This is a genomic window from Streptomyces sp. NPDC058221 (assembly GCF_042882365.1).
Lineage (GTDB): Bacteria > Actinomycetota > Actinomycetes > Streptomycetales > Streptomycetaceae > Streptomyces.
On sequence record NZ_JBHVWF010000304.1, the window covers coordinates 1 to 2,046 of the forward strand.

Here is a 2,046-nt window from a genome sequence, read left to right on the forward strand (position 1 = left end):
GCTGCGGGAACTGCAGAGCCAGGGAGTGGCGTTCCTCTTCATCTCCCACCACCTGCAGGAGGTGTACGAGCTCTGCACGGCGGTCACGGTCTACCGCGACGCCCGACACGTCCTCACCGCCCCGGTGGCAGATGTGGCGAAGGCGGAACTGGTGGCGGCGATGACGGGCGAGAAGGCCGCCGGGGCCGCCGCCTGGCACGCCGCCGGCACCGCCGCACCGCTCGACCCCGCCGCGGAGCCCGTCCTGCGCACCGAGGGACTCACCCTGGAGGGGCGGTTCGAACCGCTGGACCTCCAGGTGCGTGCCGGCGAGGTGCTCGGTCTGGCCGGCTCCGCGGCCAGCGGCAACACCGCGCTGGGCGAGGTGCTGGCCGGCATGCGCAAGGCCGGTGGCGGCACGGTCCGGGTGCACGGCGAGCCCGTGCGCTCGGGAAGCGTGCCGCACGCGCTGGCCGCCGGGATCGGATACATCCCCGAGGACCGGCACGACCAGGGCCTCGTCCTGCAGCGCAGTGTCGCCGAGAACGCCACCCTCACGGTCACCGACCAGCTCGGCCCGTGGGGGACCGTACTGCCCTCCCGTACGCGGGAGTTCGCCCGGGGCATGATCGACTCGCTGGACATCAAGACCCAGGGGCCCGAGCAGCCCGTCTCCGGGCTCTCCGGCGGCAACCAGCAGAAGGTGGTGGTGGCCCGCGCGCTGGCCCGCAGGCCCAGCGTGCTGGTGGCGGTCCGGCCGACCGCGGGGGTGGACGTCAAGTCCAAGGACTCGCTCCTCGGGGTCGTCCGGCGGGTCGCCGACGAGGGCAATGCCGCAGTCGTCGTCTCGGACGAGCTGGACGATCTGCGGGTCTGCGACCGGGTGCTCGCCCTGTTCCACGGGCGACTGGTCGCCACGTTCGCAAGCGGGTGGACCGACGGGGAACTCGTCGCCGCCATGGAAGGTGTGGGGGAAAGGGAATGACCGGCACGATACGGCCGTCCACGGCCGACGACCTCGACGGGACGCCGAAGGGCGGCGCGGACGACGGGAGCCCGCTGAGCCGCCTCAAGCTGATCCGGTGGAGCGACTTCTCCCTGGTGCCGGTGATCCTGGTGCTGATGGTGATCGGCTTCATCGTCTCGCCGGTCTTCCTCACCTCGGACAACCTGATCAGCGTCGTCCAGCAGTCCTCCGAGCTCAGCCTGCTGGTCCTGGGCCAGGCGCTGATCCTGATCTGCGGACGGATGGACCTGTCGCTGGAGTCGACGATCGGCATCGCGCCCGTCGTCGCCATGTGGCTGGTGCTGCCCGGCGACGACGGCCGCTTCGCCGGCCTGGGAATCCTCCCCACCTGGACGGCGATTCCGCTCTGCCTGCTGGTGGGTCTCGTCATCGGAGCGATCAACGGCTTCCTGATGCTGAAGCTGCGGGTCAACGGCTTCATCGCCACCCTCGGCATGCTGACCATGCTGCGCGGACTCCACATCGGCATCACCGAGGGCAAGTCCATCACCGACGTCCCGGAGTCCTTCCGTTACCTCGGCAAGACCTCGTGGCTCGGTGCGCCGGCCGCGGTCTGGATCTGCCTGCTCCTCTTCGCGATCGGCGGCGCGGCACTGGCCTGGCTGCGGCACGGGCGCTCGCTGTACGCCATCGGCGGCAACCCGGAAGCGGCCCGCGCCGCCGGGATCCGGGTCGACCGGGTCACCTGGATCGTGCTCGCCGTCGGCGGTCTGCTGGCGGCCTTCGCGGGCATCCTCTACACCGGCCACTACGGCGCGGTCGCCGCGACTCAGGGCAACGGCTGGATCTTCCAGGTGTTCGCCGCGGCGGTCATCGGCGGCATCAGCCTCAAGGGCGGCCGCGGCACCCTGTTCGGCGCGCTGACCGGTGTGCTGACGCTTCAGCTGGTGGTCAACGTGATGACCCTCGGCGGCGTGCCGGCCCTCTGGAACCAGTTCCTGAACGGCGCGATCATCATCGTCGCCCTGGTCATCTCCCGCTTCGCGAGCGGCGAGAAGCAGGACTGAGCGGTGGTGCGCAAACGCCGGACGGGCACACTC

At 70.9% G+C, this 2,046-nt stretch carries 2 protein-coding genes; both read left to right on the forward strand.

Annotation, left to right across the window (positions count from 1 at the left end):
• The coding region (locus tag ACFVW8_RS39020; protein ID WP_389698784.1) for an ATP-binding cassette domain-containing protein at positions 1-964 on the forward strand (964 nt) is incomplete at its 5' end.
• Positions 961-2,013, forward strand: coding sequence for an ABC transporter permease (locus ACFVW8_RS39025; protein ID WP_389698786.1), 1,053 nt, complete (start codon positions 961-963; stop codon positions 2,011-2,013). The genes ACFVW8_RS39020 and ACFVW8_RS39025, both read left to right, overlap by 4 nt.
• The last annotated feature ends 33 nt before the right edge of the window (positions 2,014-2,046 follow it).

Coding starts and splice junctions, on each gene's coding strand:
- ACFVW8_RS39025 (WP_389698786.1), top strand. CDS start 961: ATGACCGGCACGATACGGCCGTCCACGGCCGACGACCTCGACGGGACG.